Source organism: Archangium violaceum (assembly GCF_016887565.1).
Lineage (GTDB): Bacteria > Myxococcota > Myxococcia > Myxococcales > Myxococcaceae > Archangium > Archangium violaceum_B.
Genome location: NZ_CP069396.1, coordinates 398247 through 416618, shown reverse-complemented (window position 1 = coordinate 416618; position 18372 = coordinate 398247). Strand labels below are relative to the sequence as shown.

Genomic DNA, 18372 nt, shown 5'->3' with positions numbered 1-18372 from the left:
GGCCGTGCCCCCGCGCGTGCAGCGCGTGGCCCTGCACGCCGTGGTCTCCGGCCTCACCCCGCTCATCCCCGTTCCCTTCCTCGACGAGTACGCGCTGCGCCGCGTGCGCGAGCAGATGGTGCGCGCCATCCTCCGCGAGCGCGCGCTGTCCGCACCGGATCGCACGGTGACGGTGCTCGCCGGCCTCTACCCCCGTCAGGGCAGCCGCCTCCAGCAGTTCGCCAGCAAGGCGGCCCTCTTCTCGCTCCGGCTCGCCTGGCGCAAGGCCTACCGGCGCCTGGCCACCGCCCTCTGGGTGAAGGACTGCGTGGACATGGCCTCGCTCTCCCTGCACCACGGCTACCTGCTGCAGCACGCGCTCGAGCGGGGCGACCTCGACGCGCTCAACCTCGCCACCGAGGACACCGCGCGCCGCGTGCACTCCGCCATCGACGCCGCCTGCAAGGAGCTGGACGCGCGCCCCGTCAACCAGGCCCTGCGCCGCCTCTTCGACGGCAGCCGGCTGCTCGTCGACGAGCTCTCCAAGGCCCTCGAGAACTGGAACGGCGCCCCCCGCACGCCCAAGCAGGACGAGGACCAGGAAGTGGCCTCGCTCGCCGAGCGGCTCGCCGCCGCCATGTGGGAGGAGCGCGGCTACTTCCAGTCGCTCGAGGCCCTCTACGTGAAGCACCTCCAGTCCCGCTGAGTGTAGCCTCCCTCCGGCCGGCGTAGACTCCCACCCGACACCACGGGTCACCCCACCTGGGAGGATACTTCATGGCCGACCTGTTCGACGCCGTCCGCCGCGGAGACATCGCCGCGGTGGAGGCCCTGCTGGAGGAGAATCCCCGGGCCATCGCCCGGGGAGACGCCCAGGGCATGACGGCGCTGATGTGGGCCGCCTGGCGGGGCGATGCACCCCTGGTCCGCCTGCTGCTGGTGCGCGGCGCGAGCGCCTCGGTGAGGGACACCCGGGGCACCACCGCGCTGATGCTGGCGGCCGAGCGGGGCCACCTCGAGGCGGCGCGCCTCCTCGTGCCCCTGACGGGAGAGGACGAGCGCGGTGAGGCGCTGCGGCACGCGGCGGGCACGGGTCGCACCGAGCTGGTGGGCTACCTGCTGGACGAGGCGGGCGCGGCGCTCGAGTACGGCGGTACGGACGGCAAGACGCCCCTCACCTGCGCCGTGCTCGCGGGTCACTCCGCGCTGGCCGAGGAGCTGCTGCGCCGGGGCGCCAACCTGGAGGCGCGCAGCTCCACCTTCCTGCCCTTCGAGGACCGGGACGACTTCGGCTGGCACCCGCTGCACTACGCGGCGGACCGGAGACACGCGCTGCTGGTGCAGCTGCTGCTCACGGCCGGGGCCCAGGTGGATCCGGAGACCACCGAGGGCACCACGCCGTTGATGCTGGCGGCCCGGCGGGGAGATGAGGACTGCATCCACCTGCTGCTGCGCGCGGGGGCGGATCCGCTCCGTCAGAACGCGCGCGCCAGCTCCGCCCTGTCCCTGGCGCGCATGCATGGCAAGCCGGGCCTGCTCCAGCTCTTCGGCTCCGTGGGCGAGGACCGGCCGCTCGCACCGGAGATGCCCTTCCCGCGGCCCCCGGGTGGCGACCGCAACTGAGTCAGTGCAGCAATCCGCCCGCGCCCCCCTCGCTCGGGCCCGAGCGCCCCTGGATGCGCGCCACCGCCTCCTTGAAGCTCGCCATGTACCGGCGCAGCCGCGCGTCCATCTCCACCGAGGGGCTGTCGTAGCGCGCCAGGCACAGCGTCACCGCCCGGCCCCTCATCGGCAGCTCGCCCGGGAGCGTCGTCTCGCGCGCATCACCGAACACCAGCCAGTCCAGCCCCCACAACGACTCCAGCAGCTTGCCGAAGTGCTCCGCCATCTCCTCGCGCAGCGGCTCGGGCAGCCCGGGCACGTCGCCGTACTCCGCGCAGTCGCGCAGGAAGCGCTCCACCACCTCGTCCTCCTCGGGACGCTCCGGCACCTCGTGCGAGAAGGAGAACGCCATCGCCCCCTCCAGCAGCCGCGTGAGCTCCTCCCCGCGCGTCACCAGCGCCAGCCGAGGAGCATCCTCCTGCCGCGCCGCCCCATCCAGGCGGAGGAACGTCTCCCCCGCCATCGTGTCGAGTCTCATCCTGATCGCCACGTTCCCCTCCGGAACCCGCTCCCTCACAGTACAGGGGCTCGCGCCCCGACGGCAGGATCATCTCATCCGCCTCCCCCACTCCCGCCCCGCGCTCCCGGGGACTCGCGCCCCTCCCTCCCCCCGGGTCACTGTCCACGCAGGGAACACCCACTGTCCTCTTTCAGGACAGTTCGCGACATGTGCCCATAAACCCTGGGATTCACTGTCCTTTCGACGGTTCCCAGCCTTCTCAGCCCCTCACAGCGCGAGATTGACTGGTGCATCAATGCTCCACTTTCGCGGACGTGACGCAACGCGTCGTCCTGGGATTTCCAACGCATGGAGTCTGGCGCGGGCCTTGCTCAGGTAAGCATGCGCCCGGGGCTCACCCGAGGCTCCCGAGCATCCCGATACGCCCGCCGCACTGCCTTCCCCCCCACGCCCTGACCGGGGCCACCCGGCAGGGACACAGGAGTTTCCATGAAGAAGCTGCACCCGCTCGTGCTGGCGCTCTGCGCTGGCGCCCTCGGTCTGGCTCCCGCCGCCCACGCCGGCGCGGCGAAGACCACCTATCCCGTGGTGTTCGCCCACGGCATGGCCGGCTTCGACAACATCCTCGGCTATGACTACTGGGGCGACGACTACGGCATGTTCGTCGGCGACACCTGCAGCCTCTTCGAGACGCCCTGCAACGAGGACATCGACGGCGGCCAGAAGACGTTCGTGGGCCAGGTGCAGCCCTTCCAGACGTCCGAGGCGCGTGGCCTGGACCTGGCCAACGACATCGAGGGCTACATGGCCAGCTCGGGCGCCACGCGCGTGAACCTCATCGGCCACTCGCAGGGCGGCCTGGACGCGCGCAAGGCGGCCAAGGTGCTCTACACCCGCAAGGGCTACACCGTGGTGTCCGTGCTCGTCAGCGTGTCCTCGCCCCACCGCGGCTCGCCCGTGGCCAAGTACATCCTGGACCTCAAGCCCGGCGTCACCAGCGTCATCGCCGCCCTGGCGGAGATCTACGGTGACATCGTCTACGGATCCGGCAACGACGGCTACGCCGCCGCCAAGCAGCTCGTCTACAACGACTACAGCGCCACCGACGGGGCGACGACCGGCGCCAGGGCCTTCAACGTCAACAACCCCATCGACTCGCGCTACGCCTCCCGCTACGTGTCCCTCATCACCGCGCAGAACGGCAGCAGCGTGAACCCCGCGCTCTACCTGGTGAGCGAGTTCTTCTACGACATCGACGGCGACGGCTACTGCGTGGACGACTGCGACAACGACGGCGCCGCGGGCAAGGGCGACGGCTACGCCAACGAGGCCGATGACGACGGCCTGGTGGGCATCAACTCGCAGCAGATGGGCTACCGGCTGAAGTACAGCGAGTCCACCTTCGGCTTCGACTCCGTCACCAACGACGCCAACGTCGCCTACCTGGGCAGCATCAACGCGCCCACCTCCGCGCAGATGACCTCCACCTCGAGCGTCATCAACCAGGACCACCTCGACGTGGTGGGCGTGGGCCCGGACACCTTCGACGAGCCGGAGTTCTACGCCGCCATCTTCGACTACATCGCAGCCTACGACTGACGCACGCCCCACCCCCCGGAGGACCCCCCCGTGCGCGCGAGGGTCTTCCGGGGGTAGCCTTGTCCCCGCCTCCGCCCCCTCCCCAGATGACGTCGCCCATGAACCGTCGCAAGGCTCCCCTGCTGCTGGCCTTCGTGTTGCTCCTCGCCGGCTCCGCCCTGCTCGTCTTCAAGCCGGGTTCCGCGGAAGGCCCGTCGCCGGAGACGGACCCGGCGCGAGCCCAGGCGGCAACGGGCCCTGACGCCCAGGCCCTCGCGGCCAGGAGCCGGGGCACACCCGCGACGAAGGGTGACGCACAGGAGGGCCCGGACGGATTCGGGCAGCCGGGTGGGGACATGGCCTCCTACCTGCGCTCGCGCTACGGCGCCCACATCCGCGACCCGCACACGCAGATGCGGATGCTCGAGCAGCTCATGCGCTACTTCCAGCAGCTCAACCCCACCGGCTGGGAGGCGGACCTGCTGGCCGTCCTGAAGCAGGCCTTCCCCGAGCTGTATGACGAGCTGGCCCAGCGGCTGCGCCAACGGCTCGACTACGAGAAGTGGATGAAGGAGCACCGCTCCGAGCTGCAGGACAAGCCGGCCGCCGAGCGCCGCGCGGCTGTCTGGGAGGAGCGCAACCAGCTCTTCGGCAAGGAGGTGGCGGAGAAGATCTGGGCCGCCGAGCTGCGCAACCAGGCCGTGGCCGACGCGCTGACCACCATCGACGCGCTGCCCGACGCCACCGTCCAGGACCGGATGGCGAAATACAAGGAGAGCCTCGCCAAGGCGTACGGCGAGGGCACGCAGGCGTACACGCAGGCGCACCAGCAGGAGCTGATGAACCACTTCCTGGACCTGGGCTCGGTGCAGAAGGACCTCGGGGCGATGCCGCCCGAGCAACGCGCGCAGAACCTGCGCTCCATCCGCAAGGAGATGGGCCTGGACGAGGAGGCGCTGAAGCGCTGGGACTCGCTCGACCAGCAGCGCGACGCCCGCTGGGAGGTGGGCTCGCAGTACATGTCCGAGCGCGAGCTGCTGGCGCAGCAGTACTCGGGCCCCGAGCTGGAGTCGAAGCTCCAGGAACTGCGCACGCGCTACTTCTCCACCGAGGCGGAGACCATCGCCCACGAGGAGGAGAGCGGCTTCTTCCGCTACACCCGCCCCCGGGTGTGGGGCCGCAACTGAGAGGGGAGACCCTCCGGGCCCGCTTTTCACCAACTGGTCTGACTGTCAGACCAGTTCGCGCGAAGTGCGCCCGGCGGGCAGGGGTGGTACGAGGCGTGGCTCAGCGCGCGGTGTAACCGCCGTCCACGACGAGCTCGGCGCCGGTGACGTAGCGCGAGGCGTCCGAGGCCAGATAGAGGATGGCCTCGGCGATGTCCTCGGGCTCGCCCATGCGGCCCAGGGGCGAGGCGGCCTCGAGCTTCTTCCAGGCCTCGTCCTCGTTGCCCACCTGCTGGACGAAGCCGTCCCACCAGTCCGCGTTCTGCCAGATGGGCGTGCGCACGCCGCCGGGGAAGACGGAGTTGACGCGGATGCCATCCGGCGCGCACTCCATGGCCACCGCCTTGCTCAGCATGCGCACCCCGCCCTTGCTGGCCGAGTACGCGCTGGTGCCCGGGCTGCCCACGAGCCCCGACACCGAGGCGACGTTGATGATGGAGCCGCCGCGCTGGCCCAGGCGCATGGTGCGCACCGCGTACTTGGTGCCCAGGAAGGTGCTGTCCAGGTTCACCGCCATCTGCTCGCGCCACTCGGCCATGCTCATCTCCGCCACCGAGCGGGAGATGGCGATGCCGGCGTTGTTCACCAGCACGTCCAGCCGGCCGTAGATGTCGAGCGTGCGCGCCATCACCATCTGCCAGGTGACCTCGTCCGTGACGTCATGCACGGAGAAGATGGCCTGGCCACCAGCGGCGCGGATCTCCTGCGCCACCAGCTCGCCCGTGGGAGCGATGTCGGTGACCACCACCCGCGCGCCCTCGCGGCCGAACAGCAGCGCCGTGGCACGACCAATACCCGATGCCGCCCCCGTCACGAGGGCCACCTTGTCCTTCAATCGAGTCATCGAGGCTGTATGACCCTCCGCCACCAGCGGGGACTGGTGTGGTTCCACCTTACCCGAGTTGCCGAGTTTTCTTGCCCTCGAAATGTTCCGCCGGGCGATTGCACCCGGGGTGGAACGCGTGGGCTACCGGCTCGGCGAGCGGGTACCCCGGCTCGGGCCGCGCCTGGCGGGGTCCTGCCTCGCGCCACCCCGCTGCGAGCTCCGCCCCTTGGTCTCGAGCACCGTGCGCGCCGCCGCGCTCCGAGGTGCCCGGCGCTCACCGAGCATCGCAGGGGTGCTCCGGGTCGTCCGGCGCGGCGTGGCGGCCTTCGTTCCCGCCTTCTTCGCCGGGGTCCGCTTCGCTCCCGCCTGCTCGGCTTGCTTCCGGCGATGGCGTGACAGCCCCACCTTCTCGCCCGTTTCCAGGTCCACCGACTCGCGCGCGATGAGCTTGTTGAAGTTGCTCCGGTGGCCGTGCGCGTGCGCCGAGTACACGAGCGCCAGGTTGCTCTCCTCGAACTTCGCGAAGAACTCCTCCCAGGAGATGGGCTCCAGCGTGCCCCGCCCCCCGTAGCCCGGGAAGTCGATCCGCAGGATGCCCGCATGGTCCTCGCTTCCCGTCCCCGTCACCATCGATGGCCGTCCACAGCGCGCCTCCGCCCATTCGCGGATCTCGTCATGGTCGATCGTCACATGTGAGCTCTTCGTCGGCACGATGCACCCCCTGTGCAGGACCGCCACGCCTGTCAGCGGCCTCTACCAGCAAGGGTGCACCTCGCCACCGCCGGTAACCACCTCCGGTCACCGCGAGGAGCCCCCTTTTTCCACCACGTCCGGGACGTTGCCTCGCAGCCCGAGCGGAGGCCCGGGCGTTCCCTCTCGGCCCCCTGACTCCGACTCGACGGGGGCCACATCGAAAGGGTCATCCAGAAGATGTGGCTCCGAAGCAGGCTCCCTCAGGATGTTCCTGGGCGCAGCTTCAACTCCGCGTGCCCGTAGAGCGTGTAGACGAGCCCCAGCGGGTTGTACTTTCCCAGGAGCGCGCGGCGCGCGACGAGGAGCGCCTCGCCGGCCGGACGCTGGCCGAGGAACGCCTTGAAGAACCGCAGGGCCACCTCGGCGGCGAGCGCCTCCCAGATGGTCACCTCCGTCCCGATGACCCCTCCGGCTCCGCGCGCCATCAGGTTGAGGATGAGCTGCGCCGGCTGCGTCGCGTCGAAGGCGGCCGTGCCACATCCGTTCAGGAAGACGAGCGGCCTGTGCGGCCACTCCGGTCCCACCACCTGGGAAGCGGTGATCCACCCCAGCTTCCCCTGGGGACCGAGCTCCAGATGGGGCTCCTTCGGCGCGCGTGCGTCGTCCCCCGGCTGCCCCTGGGCGCGCGCGTGGCAGTAGAGGTAGACGATGTCCGGTGGGGGCTCCACCTTGAGGGTCTTCAACAGGCTGTCGCGGTCCGCCGCGCGCGCGATGACCGCGGGCAGAGGCGTGGCGCGAAGGGCCACCTCGAGCTCCTCGGCGTGGGTGCTCGCCAGGAGGAGGCCCCCGTGCTGCCCCAGGACGAGCTGGACGGGCCGAGAGCAGGCAACCGCGGAGGCCGGCTCGGGTGGAATCTCCTCCAACCCCCGCACCTGCTCGGGCGGCACCTCCACGATGTGCCGGAAGCCCCAGAAGTGGCGCGGGCAGACCACGGTGTCTTCCGAATAGCCCTCGGCCACGCGGCTCGGGTGGAGCGGGCACGACGGGTGCTCCCCGCACTCCCGGGCCCCGGGCGCGCCATCGGCCCCCGGGAGCGCGGCCAGGCAGGTGGCATGCGCATCACCCTGGTTGTCGGCGTCGTAGTACCGGTCGTAGACGAGCGCCCAGGGGATGACATTCTCCAGGTGCACGTGCGCCGCGTGGATGACCTGGAAGTCGGCCTCGAGCGCCGAGCCCACCCGCGCGCGCGCCTTGTTCGTGGGGACGAGTTGCGTGAAGAGGTCCCAACCGTGCCGGGCCAGCTCCCGCATCACCGTGTCGAAGTGCGCGGGGTCTCCCTGGTTGGGCCGCTCCTGATGAATGAAGCGGTAGTTGCCGGCCGCGTCCGTCGAGGCGGAGGTGAGCGCGTCGCGCAACCGGCGCACCACGTCCGCCAGGTTGCCGCCGACCCGCACCTCGAAGAGGTCCTGGCCCTTGACGGTGACCACCTCCTGGCCGGCGCTCTGGTTGACGGTGAAGCTCAGCGCGCGGGGCGGTAGCGCCGGCAGCGACCACAGCGCTCCGCCCGCGCCGTACTCCAGCCGCGTCAGGTAACCGACGTCCCCCGCCTGGAGCACCTGCGCCACGTCGACATCGAGCGCGCACGCCAGCCGCCGGGCGCGCTCGTTCCTGTCCGGCTCCTCCTCGCCCGGCCGCCGCACGAGCGCCGCGAGCCGGAACGACTGCACGAGGTTGCCCTTCTGGTAGAGGCACAGGCGCAGCCGCGCCACGCCCTCGATGCGCGTGTCCGCGCGCGGAGTGAGGGCGAAGAAGACGGCGTCACTCGCGCCCGTCCTCGGCAACCACAGCTCCTGGACCGGGTCTCCCAGGACATCGAAGTCCATCCCGGTCACCCCCACCTCCAAGAACAGGCCCTCGGCGCCCACCGTCCAGTGCAGCGCCTCCTCCAGCAGCGCGCTCGTGCCGATGTTCCGGACGAGCTCGTCGCGCGGGCCGAGCTGCACGCCCAGGTGGACCACCTCCCCCGGTGTCAGCCGCGTGGGGCCCGGAGCGAGGAGCCGTGGCCGGCCATCGGCGCCCTCCTCGTGGAGGAGAGCGTTGACGTGCCGCGGTGACTCGGGACTCGTTTCGGGCCCCAGGAAGCTCTCCAGGCTCCAACTCCCGGGCGTGGAAAGCCTGGGCACCTTGAGACGGCCACGAAGGGACGCCAGCTCCTGGGACAGCGGAAGCACCCCCTCGCGCTCGTGCTGGTCGAACACCCACCCGTCCAGCTGGCCCTTCATGCGTTCGAGCATCCTGCGCAGCCCGGGCAGGGCTCGGGGCTCGATGCGGTTGCGCGCCTCCAGCTCCCGAACGAGATCCTCCGCCACCTCGGGCCTGGTCAACGACTCCGCGATGGAGGAGACCCGGAGCAGTTCCTCCCGCCCCGCTCCCACGAAGAGGGACAGGCCAGGCTCCTGCCGGATGGCGTCGAGCGGCATGTCGTGGACGAGCCCCTCGTAGAGCCGCTGGCGCCAGTCGCCCGAGGCTCTCAGCGCGAGCAGCACCGCCGGCCCCCCACGCTCCACCAGGGCCTGGGCGAGGCGGCGGAGCAGCACGCCGGGCCAGCTGTCGTCCTCGATGACCACCAGCCGCGTCTGCCACGAGTCGGTGAGCCGCAGCAGCCAGCCCAGCGTCCCGGGCTCGTCGGGCGAGGCCGTGCTCAAGACGCTCGTCAGTTCCCTCGCGATGCGAGGCTGCCCCTGGAAGTGCAGCACCTCCGCGGTGCGCCAGCCCGAGTCCTCGCGGAAGCTGGCGAGCGACTCCGGTGTCTCGCACCGCCCCACCTCCACGGCCCGCTCCCATCCGGTGGTCGCGCGGAACACCTGGGACACCAGCTCTCGGACGATGCCGGGACGCTGGGTCCGGGGCGCGCGTCTGGGGCCTCCACCAACCTCGACGATTCGCAGCGGCAGCGTGAGCGGGATGCGCTCGGCCCGGGGACGCACCGGCGAGGCCCGGACGACCTGGACGTCCGGCATCCACTCCCGTAGCGGGGTCTCCCAGTCGATGGAGGCCAGGCGCGCATCCTGGATGTCGAGGACCACCCGCGGCAGGAACCGCGACGTCCCCGTCTCGTCCAAGAGGCGCGCCTCGGAATCTGCGGCCACGAGCGACTCGAGCGCCTCGTCGAGCCCGAGCGCCAGGGAGAGCTCGAGGGCCGAGGGGAGCCCCCTGCCCCAGAGTGCGGCGGTCCGTGGCTCGAAGCCGTACTCCCGGAGCTCGCGCCCCACCCGAACCCGGGCCACGAACCCACCGTCCTCGCGTGGCCGGAAGACGATGCGCAGGTCGCTACGGTGGTACCGGGTGGCGCCCATGGCTTCACTTCACCGGAGTCTGTCCCCCAGGCAGCGGAGGCGGCACGGGAGCAGGAGCAGGCGCGGGCGCGGGGGCAGGCGCAGGCTCCTGGGCGGGCGCTGCCGCCTGACCCGAGGTGAGCGCCGCCGTGGGCGTGGCCTTGAGGATGCGCTCGAGCAGTCCGCCGAGCCCGGCGAAGTAGGAGACCTGGTGGAAGCCGAAGCCCCACAGCAGGGCGAGGAGCCGGTCATTCATACCGCCCCACGTCGGATTGTCCTGCCAGAGCAACTTGAGGCCCGCGACGGAGGCCACCCCCAACATGATGACCAGGATGACTCCGTCCGCGAAGCGGAGCCACTTCTCCAGCATGGCCAGACCCTCGGCCGGGGCGCGTCCCTCGAGCCGCGGCAGGCGCAGCGCCACGTTGTCCACCAGCCACTCGGGAATCGGGCTCGGGCCTTGAGGCGGCTGCGCCTGGGCCGGTGCCGACGTCGAGGTCTGGGTGCCTCCCATCCGCATGCCCGTGGACGGGACGTTCGCGGACGCGAAGTCCTTCCGGGCCTCGCCCAGCACGCGCAGGGACTCGGAGAGCTTCCGCTCCCCGAGCAGCCGCAGGCAGCTCTCGGCGCCCGTCCGTGCGCGCTCCACCCGCTCCTTCTGCTGCGTCTGCCCCTCGCCCAGGGCCTGGAGCTGCTTGCCCGCCGCGTCGTACAGCGCCCGCCCCACCGTGCGCAGGTAGAAGGACAGGCCGTTCTCGTAGGCCGTCACCGCCGCCTCCGCCGAGGGCGCCAGCAACTGCCGCAGCGGCGCCAGGAAGACCTCCACCTGCGCCTTGAGCTCGCTCCACTCGGGCGCGGTGAGGAAGGTCGGAGCCGGCCCCGCCAGCGACGCGCTCAGCTCGTCCGCCAGGAGCGAGGCCAGGGCCGCTCGCGCCTCGTCGAACGCCGCGAAGGCCGCGCGCAGGTCCTTCGTCACCTGGGCGCTCGCCTGCTCCAGCAACGGCTTCACCCGCTGCTCCAGCTTCTTGGTCGTGGCGGCGAAGGGGTCCCTCGTCGCCATCGTCGCGCTCAGCTCCTTGTTGAAGGACTCGAGCCGCTCGGTGAGGTGCTGGCGCATCGCCGCCTCCATCTCCCCGGGGAGGTTCGACAGCGTGGCCTCGGCGGTCTCCAGCTGGGCCCCGGTGGTGCCCGGGTGGCGCAGCAGCCGCTCCACGTCCGCGAGCTTCGCCAGGGGCCCGCTCCGCAGGCTCTCCGGGTGCATCTCGTCGACGGAGCGCCGCAGCCGCAGCCAGTCACGGGCACAGGACACCTTGCGCTCGAGCAGCTCCACCTGCTCGGCGGTGATGTTCACCGTGAAGGCCGAGAGCCCCTGGGAGGCCAGGGTGACGAGCTGCTGGAGGGCCTGGGCCAGCTCGCGACCCTGGGCATCGGCGGACGCCTTCATCGCCTCCAGGGCCTGGGCCAGACCCAGCACCCGGTGCTGGAGCACCAGCCGCGGGCGCTCCTTCGTCAGGTACACGCGGACGAAGAAGGACACGATGACGCCGAACGCGATGAGCGCGAGCGCGACCCAGAAGGGCTCGCGCAGGTAGAGCGTGAAGGTCTTCTCCACGGGCGGCGCATCCGCCGAGGCGATGCGCAGGGTGCCCTCGTACTGGCCCGCCCCGCGCAGCTCGGAGAGCATGAGCCGCAGCGGCTTCGTCTGCCTCCGGTCGAGCAGCAGCGAGGGCGCATCGCCGTGCGTGTCCCCGGCGCCCGCGAGCTCCACCCGGGCCGAGGTCTGGAACACGACGGGAGCCGAGCCGCTCTTGAGGGTCAGCTTCGCGAGCGTCGGGGGGTAGAGCTTGACGGGCCGGCCGTCCTTCTCGCGCAGGACGAGGTCGACCACGGCCGAGCTCCGGTACTCGCGGACATCGGCGTCACCGCGCGCCACCACCTCGTCGAGCTCGACGTTGAGCGCCGGGCGCGGGCGGGTCACCACTATCTGCGTGGTGGCATGAGGGGCTCCGCCGTAGACGAGCGAGAGCGTGGCCGTGTAGGTGCCCGGAGTGACGATGTCCGTCACGAGCCGGACGGCCTGGGACTTCATCGGCGCGAGGGAGAACTCGTCGAGCTCCTTGCTCCCATCCGCCGTCATGACCTGCACGGGGTAGGCCGTCACCCCCGACTCGTCCTTGAAGTCGGAGACGAGCAGCTGGGCCTTGTCGACCTGGACGTTGCCCGTCTCGTCGATGAACAGCTTGTGGTCGAGCTGAGCGGAGTCGAGCTGCAACCGGAGCGGCTGCTCGTCGAGCCCGCGGAAGACGAGAGACCCGCCCTTGCCCGCCCCCTGCGCCCAGGTCTCCACCGAGAACAGCAGCACCACTGCGGCGAAGAAGACTCCGAGACCTCGCGGCGCGCGCACCTTTGAACCTTCACCCATTTGCAGCTCCACCCGCTGGACAACCCGTACTGGACGGCACGTCGATTCACCGTCAGTGTCCCGTGCCTGACGCGTCCCGGCAAGGCATGGCCTAGGTAGGAGGGAGCCGGGCCAGGTAGCGAGCGAGGTCCTCCGGCGTATTGACGCTCACCACGGAGCGTGCGCCCGCGTCCACGACTCGCAGTGCGGCCTCGGGGAGCAGCCTCGCCCGGCAGCGGGAGAGCAGGTTGCGCAGGGAGGGTTCCTCCGCGCGCAGGGCCTCGCCCCACGGGCCCGCCAGCTCGCGCCGGTACACCGCCAGCAACGGCTCCACCCGGCCCTCCACCGTGAAGCACACCGCGTCCACCTCGGGGCCCCGCTCGCCCAGCAGCACCCGCACCGCGGCCTCCGCCACGAAGGGCATGTCGCACGCCACCGCCAGCACCCACTCCGTCCTCGCGCCCACCAGCGCCGCGTGCACCCCCCCCGGCGCGCCCCGCCCTCGCACCACGTCCTCCACCGTCCGCACCCCGAAGCGCGCGTAGGGCCCCGGGTCGTTCGCCACCAGCAGCACGCCCTCGAACAGCCGCCCCAGGTCCAACAGCCTCGCCAGCACCGGCCGTCCCTCCACCTCCAGCAGGCCCTTGGCCACCCCGCCCAACCGCTCGCCCCGTCCACCAGCGATCACCGCCAGCGTCACGTCCGCGTACTCCGCCCCGCTTCGTTCCCTATCGCTCACGCCATGACTCCCCGGCCCCGGGTCTCCCCGTGCGCCACCCGCCGGAGAAGGCTACCTTCTGCCCCGACTCCCGACGACCCATGTCCCTCACTCCCCTCCCCACCGCCCGGAAGGCCGCCCTCGACGCGCTCCGCCCCGCGCCCCCCGAGCCCGTGCCCCTCCTGGAGGCCCTCGGCCGCTTCCTCGCCCGGGACGTCGTCGCCTCGCGCTCGCTCCCCGGCTGCCCCGTCTCCGCCATGGATGGCTACGCCGTCCGCGCCGAGGAGACCTCCGGCGCCAACCGCGACCGTCCCGCGCGCCTGCGCGTCGTCGACGCCATCTACGCCGGCCACCTGCCCTCGCGCCCCGTGCGGCCCGGCGAGGCCTCGCGCATCTTCACCGGCGCCCCGCTCCCCGAGGGCGCCAATGCCGTCGTCCGACAGGAGGCCACCGTCGTGTCGGGTGAGGGCCTCGTCGACATCTGCGTCGCCGTCCCGCCCGGCAAGGACATCCGCCCCGTGGGGGAGGACCTCCTCGCCGGCACGCCCCTGCTGCGCGCCGGACAGCGCCTCGAGGCCTCCGTGCTCGGTCTGCTCGCCTCGCTGGGTGACACGCACGTCCTCGTGCGCCCGCCGCCGCGCGTCGCCGTGCTCGCCACCGGGGACGAGCTCGTTCCGCCTGGCTCACCCGCCCTTCCCCACCAGGTGTACGAGAGCAACCTCGTCCTCGTCGGTGCCATGGCCCGTGAGGCCGGGGCCCGCGTCGTCGCCCTCGAGCGCGCCCGGGATGAGGACCAGGAGCTGCGCGCGGCCCTGGAGCGGCTGGCCGGCGGCGCCGACGTGCTCGTCACCACCGGGGGCGCCTCGGTGGGAGACAAGGACCGGGTGAAGCGCGTGCTCGCCGGGCTGGGCGCCACCTTCCTGGTGGATGGCGTGGCCATGAAACCCGGCAAGCCCGTGGCCGTGGCGAGGCTCGGCACCACCGCCGTCGTCGTGCTCCCCGGCACGCCCGGCGCCGCCACCGTGGCCTTCGATCAGCTCGCCCGGCCCCTGCTGCTGCGACACCAGGGCGTCACCGAGGAGCGCCAGCGCCTGCGCGTCCGTCTCGACGAGGGGCGCGACAAGCAGGCCGGGCTCACCTACCTCATCAGCGCCAGCCTGGAGTTCCGCGAGGACGGACAGGTGTGGACGCGGCTGCGCCAGCAGGGCGGTGGGCACATGCTCCAGAACATCGGCGCCGAGGGCTACGCCGTCCTGCCTCCGGGCCGCGCCGACTTCGCCTCGGGCGACACGGTGGACTTCGAGCGCTTCGACCACCCGCGCCACCTCCCCGTGGAGCCGTGATGCATCCGCCCGCGCTCGCCATCGTCGGCTGGTCCGGCTCGGGGAAGACGACGCTCCTCGCGAGGCTGGTGCCCGAGCTGCGTCAACGGGGCCTGCGCGTGGGCGTGGTGAAACACTCGTCCCACCCGCACCCGCTCCACCCCGAGGGCAGTGACACCGAGCGCCACGCCGCCTCCGGAGCCGCGTTCGTCGCCTTCGCCACCCCCGCGGGAGTGCAGCTCACCCTCCCCGAGCCCGCCGAGCCCGTGCTGTCCCTGCTGGCCCGCTTCGCCGACCTGGTGGACCTGGTGCTGGTGGAGGGGTGGAAGCAGGGGCCGCTGCCCAAGCTCGAGGTGTGGCGCGAGGGGCTCGGACCGCTGCTGGCGGCGGAGCGACAGGACGTGCTCGCCGTGGTGGGCGATGCCCCCGTGCCGGAGGGGACGCGACGATTCTCCCCGGAAGCGGTGCGAGACATCGCGGCCTTCATCCAGCAGTGCCTCCGAGACGGGAGCCTGCGAGCAACGAATTGAACCCGTGCCCACCTCCCCTCTCCCTCCGGGAGAGGGACGGGGTGAGGGTCCCAGGGCCTGTGCAATGACCGAGGACAAACGCCGCTCCCCGCTCCCCGCCGGAGTCACCCGGCGTCCCGTACTGCGCCACACTCCGGACACCCCACTCGCGCCCGCCGAGCCGGACACCGTGGCCATCGAGGAGCCGCTGGACATCCGCATCAGCGGAGACACCGTGGCCGTCACCATGCGCACCCCGGGCGCGGACAGGTTCCTCGTGGCGGGCTTCCTCTTCGCCGAGGGCCTCATCCACTCCGCCGAGGATCTCGGGGGCCTCGCCCACTGCGGCAGGCCCGGCGAGGAAGGCTACGGCAACATCGTCGAGGTGACGCCGGCGCCCGGACTGGTCATCGACCTGGAGAAGGTGGGCACCTCCAGGCGCGGCACGCTCACCACCTCGGCGTGTGGCGTGTGCGGCCGGCGCAGCGTGGATGACTTGATGGCCGCGTGCAGCCCCGTGCCTCCGGGTCCGGAGATTCCCGCCTCGGTGCTCGCCCGCGCCACCGAGCACCTGCGCACCGTTCAGCCCAACTTCGCCCGCACCGGCGGAGTCCATGCCGCGGCGGCGCTCGATGTGGAGGGGAATGTGCTCGCGGCCTTCGAGGACGTGGGCCGCCACAACGCCGTGGACAAGGTCGTGGGGGCGATGGTGCTCGAGCACGGGCTGCGCTCCGCGCGGGCCTCGCGGCCTTCCGAGGCCCGGCCCATCGTGCTCGTGGTCAGCGGCCGCGTCAGCTTCGAGATCGTCCAGAAGGCCGCCATGGCCCGGTGCCCCGTGGTGGCCAGCGTCTCCGCGGCCAGTTCGCTCGCCATCGACCTGGCGGAGCGGGCGGGTATCACGCTGGCCACCTTCGTCCGGGAGGGGCGCTTCAATGTGTACAGTCATCCCGAGCGCATCCGCGCGGAGTGAGTTTGACGGAGAAGGACGCTAGCGACCTTGCCCAGACCTGGGCCGCTCAGGCGAGCTCGGAGACCGAGGTCTTCGCGGACTGATTCACGGCGTAACGCATCTTGCTGTCCCCTCCCCGGTAGATGACGCGAGGGTCGGAAGGCAGCGTCGCGTCACCGGCGAATCCGGCCAGCGAGTCATGAACATGGTCATCGAAGAATCCGATGATCATCTCGTCGCGCAACCCTTTGCCGTGGTCGAACTCGTCCTCGAAAGCCTCGAGCAGCGCCCGGTAATGCGGGCGAAGCTTCCTGACCTTGGACAGGAGCTTGAGCATGCAAGCATCCGCCATGAGCTGGTCATCGTAGAGGCTCAGATTCTTCGCCAACGATCCATCCGAGCTCGGGATGGTGTCGTGGATGGATTTGACCACGAGATACTCGTCCTTCTTCTGCTCCGCGAGCTTGAGGAACTCCGCCATGCTGTCGGCCTGGCTTTTGAGAAGCATCGCCGGACCCATGCCGGGACCCATGAACATTCCCGCCGCTGCCCGTTGCTTCATCTCCTCGTTCTTCAGCGCCTCCATTCGGGCAGCCTGTTTCTTCTTCTCCGCGGCCCAGCGTGGTTCGGAAGCGTGTAGACGGCTCTCGTCTTGCGTGGGGCGCCCAGCCAGACGCGCCTTCAGGTCACGAGCGATCTTGTAGAACCGCCATCGATAGTAGAGCTTCATGTGGGCCAGGACCTTGCGCCCCAACCCAGCATCGCTCGCGCAGTCCACCGCCTTCATGTAGTGATTGAAACGAGCCAGGAGCGTCCCGAAGCGCTTCGAGCCGCCCGCGTCCAGCCCGAAGTCTTTCAGTTGTTGCTCCGTGCTGAATCTCTGGATCAGGGGGACTCCCGCCATGCTGGCCGTGTCATGCATCATCCGCAGCGGGATGAGGCTCAGCATCGAGCTTCGCGCTCCTTCACCCTGACGGTAGCCTCCGCCCACATCCGAGTGGACTCCGGGAAGGACGATCTCGAAGCAGTTGTCCGGGTAGAAGAATCCATCCAGGACACTGTCGAGCGGGAAGGAGTTGCGGATCTCATGAGCAGCCACCAGGTGGACACACTGCTCCACGATCGGGTGGATGCGCAGGTCCTTCGCCCAGGCCTCATGGCCATGGCGCGAACCCGATGCGGGATCCGCCCCTGGCTCCTCGCCTCCCGCGATGCGCCAGGGCGAATTCGGATGGGTGAGATCGTAACGAAGCCCCATCGCGGTCCGCGCACTGAGTGCACCGATTGCCCCACCATTGTTCGCGCTCATCGCCATGCCGACCGAGGCCACGGTGTCGAACAGCCCCATGAAGTACACGCTGATGGGCTGGCCTCCCGGCATGAAGTGATAGATCCAGTCCTTCTTCTTGCAGCGCGCGGCGATCCGCAGGGCGAAAGCGCGTGCCAACGTGGCCCCGCGCGAGAAGCCGAACAGCGCCACATGAACGCGAACCTTGCTGTCCGCCTTCTTGACGTGCGTCTCCAGCCGTTTCATCGCCCACTGCAGACGCGCCTCGCCCCGTCCGCCGAAGCCGGGACCGATGATCCCCCCACCGGGGTCACCGATCTCCTTGAAGAGCGTGCCAATGCCGGGGATGTAGATACGGAATATTCCGTTCGACGGGTCTTCTCGTTGATGAGCCAGGTACAACCGCGCCACGTTGCTGTGCTCGTTGTTTCCCTGATCTGCGTCCAGGTTGTTGCCGGTACCGTCAAAGAAGAAGGTGAGCCAGAGATCCTGCGGGCCCGTGGAGCGCGTGGCGTTGGAGGGGACACTGGCTCTCTCACCCGAAACGATGGGCACAGGCGCGGTCCCTTGGGTCGTCACGTCCGCGAGCTCCGCCGAGCGGCGCAGCGCGTCCTGAGACTGCTTCAGGGCTGGGTGCTTCCGAGCCACCAGCTTTTTAGTAGCCATCCTGGCACCTCGCCGTCTGCTCATCCGCCACGGTGTTCCCCGAGGCCTTGCGCCTACCATCATCCACGTTTCGCAGTTGAAGCTTCACCTCTGGGTACTCCTCTGTGATTTCGCCCTCGATACGTCCGTCGGGAAAGAAATGCACCGCGAGGTATTCGGGTGAGGCCGGCACGGGGCCCGTGATCAGCACCTCCTTCTCGCACCAGCGCCGCCGATCCCGCGTCCACCTGACCTTCACTTGCAGTGGCAGCTTGCTGTTCGGCGAGAAGCCTACACAGCACACGCTTCCTCCGCCGCCGGAAGTCGGGGAGCTGACATAGATGTTTCCCCCGCCCTGTCCGTTCACAGAGAAGCTGTCGATGTACAAATCCGTGTAGTTGAAGCCGATGAGCGTCAACGAGACCCTCTTGTCCAGTCGAGGTGTTTCGTTGGTCTGCTCAGGCGCTCCGCCCGGCTTCGCTCCGGCGTTGGGTTCCTTGGGTTGCTTACAGCCGGGCAGAACCAGCAGCAGCCCTCCCACCAGCAACCCCAAATGCGCCGCGCGCGGTACCCACCGGGCTTGCTGACAGCCCGCGAACTCGCTCCTCATGAACCCTCCCTTGCGCTCGCGCATCCCCTGTCCACGGCTTTTCACTAGCACTCGGGCTCTGGATGGCGTGTGAACCCGTTCACAGGGATGGGTAGACCCTCACCCCAGCCCTCTCCCAGAGGGAGAGGGGGCATACACGGAGTCAACCCGGGGGACTCTTTACCCTCACCC

Annotated in this window: 15 protein-coding genes; 7 read left to right on the top strand and 8 right to left on the bottom strand. The window is 70.4% G+C overall.

Translation table 11 applies throughout. The features are described from left to right. Positions 1-4 precede the first annotated feature (4 nt). Together JRI60_RS01790 and JRI60_RS01785 are read left to right on the top strand one after the other, a co-directional pair. Positions 5-685 (top strand): hypothetical protein, encoded by a 681-nt coding sequence (locus JRI60_RS01790; protein ID WP_239470290.1) that lies wholly within the window; start codon positions 5-7, stop codon positions 683-685. Between the two features lie 71 nt (positions 686-756). After that, entirely contained in the window at positions 757-1602 is an 846-nt protein-coding gene (locus JRI60_RS01785; protein WP_204224069.1) for an ankyrin repeat domain-containing protein, read from the top strand. 1 nt (position 1603) lies between these two features. Here JRI60_RS01785 and JRI60_RS01780 read toward each other — a convergent pair whose 3' ends face one another. After that, complete coding sequence (locus JRI60_RS01780; protein WP_204224068.1) at positions 1604-2119, bottom strand: hypothetical protein; 516 nt, start codon at positions 2117-2119, stop codon at positions 1604-1606. A gap of 471 nt (positions 2120-2590) precedes the next feature. Between JRI60_RS01780 and JRI60_RS01775 the strand changes: the two genes are divergently transcribed. Together JRI60_RS01775 and JRI60_RS01770 are read left to right on the top strand one after the other, a co-directional pair. Further along, positions 2591-3700, top strand: coding sequence for an esterase/lipase family protein (locus JRI60_RS01775; protein ID WP_204224067.1), 1110 nt, complete (start codon positions 2591-2593; stop codon positions 3698-3700). A gap of 98 nt (positions 3701-3798) precedes the next feature. Then, a complete protein-coding gene (locus tag JRI60_RS01770; protein WP_204224066.1) occupies positions 3799-4866 on the top strand; it encodes a hypothetical protein in 1068 nt (355 codons plus the stop codon). Positions 4867-4966: 100 nt separating this feature from the next. Here JRI60_RS01770 and JRI60_RS01765 read toward each other — a convergent pair whose 3' ends face one another. From JRI60_RS01765 to mobA, 5 genes are all read right to left on the bottom strand, one after another. Continuing rightward, positions 4967-5749, bottom strand: a complete 783-nt coding sequence (locus JRI60_RS01765) for an SDR family NAD(P)-dependent oxidoreductase (RefSeq protein WP_204224065.1) — start codon at positions 5747-5749, stop codon at positions 4967-4969. Between the two features lie 123 nt (positions 5750-5872). Next, positions 5873-6442: a hypothetical protein gene (locus JRI60_RS01760; protein WP_204224064.1), complete on the bottom strand. Its 570-nt coding sequence runs from the start codon at positions 6440-6442 to the stop codon at positions 5873-5875. Positions 6443-6684: 242 nt separating this feature from the next. Then, on the bottom strand, positions 6685-9780 hold the full coding sequence (locus JRI60_RS01755; RefSeq protein ID WP_204224063.1) for a CHAT domain-containing protein: 3096 nt from the start codon (positions 9778-9780) through the stop codon (positions 6685-6687). A gap of 4 nt (positions 9781-9784) precedes the next feature. Further along, positions 9785-12181, bottom strand: a complete 2397-nt coding sequence (locus JRI60_RS01750; RefSeq protein WP_204224062.1) for a hypothetical protein — start codon at positions 12179-12181, stop codon at positions 9785-9787. A 91-nt stretch (positions 12182-12272) separates the two neighbouring features. Continuing rightward, entirely contained in the window at positions 12273-12899 is a 627-nt protein-coding gene (gene mobA, locus JRI60_RS01745) for a molybdenum cofactor guanylyltransferase (protein WP_204224061.1), read from the bottom strand. An 80-nt stretch (positions 12900-12979) separates the two neighbouring features. Between mobA and JRI60_RS01740 the strand changes: the two genes are divergently transcribed. The 3 genes from JRI60_RS01740 to fdhD all read left to right on the top strand — a co-directional run bounded on the left by JRI60_RS01740 (position 12980) and on the right by fdhD (position 15679). After that, positions 12980-14221, top strand: a complete 1242-nt coding sequence (locus JRI60_RS01740) for a molybdopterin molybdotransferase MoeA (protein WP_204224060.1) — start codon at positions 12980-12982, stop codon at positions 14219-14221. Next, positions 14221-14730, top strand: coding sequence for a molybdopterin-guanine dinucleotide biosynthesis protein B (gene mobB / locus JRI60_RS01735; RefSeq protein WP_239470289.1), 510 nt, complete (start codon positions 14221-14223; stop codon positions 14728-14730). Before JRI60_RS01740 ends, mobB begins: the two co-directional genes overlap by 1 nt. Positions 14731-14794: 64 nt before the next feature. Beyond that, a complete protein-coding gene (gene fdhD / locus JRI60_RS01730; protein WP_204224058.1) occupies positions 14795-15679 on the top strand; it encodes a formate dehydrogenase accessory sulfurtransferase FdhD in 885 nt (294 codons plus the stop codon). 46 nt (positions 15680-15725) lie between these two features. Here the strand turns inward: fdhD and JRI60_RS01725 are convergent, their stop codons facing one another. Next, the gene (locus tag JRI60_RS01725) at positions 15726-17612 is read right to left on the bottom strand and encodes a T6SS phospholipase effector Tle1-like catalytic domain-containing protein (protein WP_204224057.1); all 1887 of its coding nucleotides are present in this window, start codon (positions 17610-17612) and stop codon (positions 15726-15728) included. Beyond that, positions 17602-18225, bottom strand: coding sequence for a DUF3304 domain-containing protein (locus JRI60_RS01720; protein WP_204224056.1), 624 nt, complete (start codon positions 18223-18225; stop codon positions 17602-17604). Before JRI60_RS01720 ends, JRI60_RS01725 begins: the two co-directional genes overlap by 11 nt. Positions 18226-18372: the final 147 nt, after the last annotated feature.

Excerpts from the sequence above, each read along its gene's own strand:
- JRI60_RS01785 (WP_204224069.1), top strand. The coding sequence starts at position 757 with ATGGCCGACCTGTTCGACGCCGTCCGCCGCGGAGACATCGCCGCGGTG.
- mobB (WP_239470289.1), top strand. The coding sequence starts at position 14,221 with ATGCATCCGCCCGCGCTCGCCATCGTCGGCTGGTCCGGCTCGGGGAAG.
- JRI60_RS01765 (WP_204224065.1), bottom strand. The coding sequence starts at position 5,749 with ATGACTCGATTGAAGGACAAGGTGGCCCTCGTGACGGGGGCGGCATCG.
- JRI60_RS01770 (WP_204224066.1), top strand. The coding sequence starts at position 3,799 with ATGAACCGTCGCAAGGCTCCCCTGCTGCTGGCCTTCGTGTTGCTCCTC.
- fdhD (WP_204224058.1), top strand. The coding sequence starts at position 14,795 with ATGACCGAGGACAAACGCCGCTCCCCGCTCCCCGCCGGAGTCACCCGG.
- JRI60_RS01740 (WP_204224060.1), top strand. The coding sequence starts at position 12,980 with ATGTCCCTCACTCCCCTCCCCACCGCCCGGAAGGCCGCCCTCGACGCG.
- JRI60_RS01755 (WP_204224063.1), bottom strand. The coding sequence starts at position 9,780 with ATGGGCGCCACCCGGTACCACCGTAGCGACCTGCGCATCGTCTTCCGG.
- JRI60_RS01725 (WP_204224057.1), bottom strand. The coding sequence starts at position 17,612 with ATGGCTACTAAAAAGCTGGTGGCTCGGAAGCACCCAGCCCTGAAGCAG.
- JRI60_RS01780 (WP_204224068.1), bottom strand. The coding sequence starts at position 2,119 with ATGAGACTCGACACGATGGCGGGGGAGACGTTCCTCCGCCTGGATGGG.
- JRI60_RS01720 (WP_204224056.1), bottom strand. The coding sequence starts at position 18,225 with ATGCGCGAGCGCAAGGGAGGGTTCATGAGGAGCGAGTTCGCGGGCTGT.
- JRI60_RS01750 (WP_204224062.1), bottom strand. The coding sequence starts at position 12,181 with ATGGGTGAAGGTTCAAAGGTGCGCGCGCCGCGAGGTCTCGGAGTCTTC.
- JRI60_RS01775 (WP_204224067.1), top strand. The coding sequence starts at position 2,591 with ATGAAGAAGCTGCACCCGCTCGTGCTGGCGCTCTGCGCTGGCGCCCTC.